This window comes from Nocardiopsis sp. RV163 (assembly GCF_001029525.1).
Classification (GTDB): domain Bacteria; phylum Actinomycetota; class Actinomycetes; order Streptosporangiales; family Streptosporangiaceae; genus Nocardiopsis; species Nocardiopsis dassonvillei.
Genome location: NZ_LEKI01000337.1, coordinates 1 through 1,351, shown reverse-complemented (window position 1 = coordinate 1,351; position 1,351 = coordinate 1). Strand labels below are relative to the sequence as shown.

Here is a 1,351-nt window from a genome sequence, read left to right as displayed (position 1 = left end):
GCGACAACCCCACCACCACACCCCACCCGCCAACGCCGCACCCCAACGACGAACCACACCGCAAAGTTCCCCCCTGACCGCACACGGCCAAGTCACCAACCCGCATGACCGGGCACCCCCCACCGCCTAGGGTCGAAAAAGCACGCGATCAGGAGGACACACCATGCACATCCCCGACACCCTGCGCATCGACGCCCGCCTGCGCCTGGCCAACGCCGCCTCCTGGACCGCCGCACAGACCGCAGACCACCCCAGCAGACTCCTGCACCACCCCTGGCGCAGCAACCCCTACCCCACCTACCAACGCCTGCGCGACCAAGGCCACCTCACCACCAGCAAACTCGGCTTCCGCACCGCCAACACCTACCAAGCCGTCAGCGCCCTCCTGCGCGGACGCGAATTCGGCGTCCAACCCCCCGACGGCACCACCCCTCCCCAACAGTTCGACATCCTGGACCTGTCCTTCCTCATGAAGGACCCACCCGAACACACCCGCCTGCGCCGACTCGCCCGCCCAGCCTTCAGCCCCCGCCGCATGGGCGGATACGAAACCCAGATCACCAAGACCACCCACGAACTCCTGGACAGGGCCGCCGCCAAAGGCCGCTTCGACCTCATGCGCGACTTCGCCCAACCCCTGCCCATCGCCGTCATCAGCCGCCTCCTCGGCGTCCCCGCCTCCCAAGACGCCGAATTCGTCCGCATCGGCCACGCCCTGGGCAGCGCCCTGGACGGCGCCCGCTCGGCGAGTCACCTGCGCCGCATCCACCAAGCCACGGCACAATTGGACCTGCTGTTCACCCGGCTCATGCGACAGCGCCGCGCCGACCCCCGCGACGACGTGGTCTCCACCCTGGTCAACCAGGTCGACGACGGCCACCTCACCGCGACCGAACTCAGCACCATGTGCCGACTGCTGCTCGTCGCCGGATTCGAGACCACCGTGAACCTGATCGGGAACGGGGTGATGGCCCTGCTGCGCCACCGCCACCAGTGGGAACGCCTCGTCGCCGACCCCGACCTGGCCCCGGGCGCCGTGGAAGAGACCCTGCGCTTCGACTCACCCGTCCAGATGACCAGCCGCTGGGTCCACACCGACACCACCGTCCAACACCAACCCCTGCGCCGCGGAGGCTACGCCATGTGCCTCATCGGCTCCGCCAACCGCGACCCCGCACGCTTCACCGACCCCGACCGCTTCGACATCACCCGCCCAGACGCCGCCGACCACCTCTCCTTCTCCAGCGGCGTCCACTACTGCCTGGGCGCACCCCTGGCCCGCCTCGAAGGCCGCATCGCCCTACGCGCCCTCGCCGAACGCCTCCCCCACCTACGACCCACCGCCCCACCC

Annotated in this window: 1 protein-coding gene; it reads left to right on the top strand. The window is 69.7% G+C overall.

Annotation, left to right across the window (positions count from 1 at the left end):
* Positions 1–163: 163 nt before the first annotated feature.
* Positions 164–1,351: cytochrome P450 (locus ABD54_RS26570; protein ID WP_047872297.1), on the top strand; the 1,188-nt coding region annotated here is incomplete at its 3' end.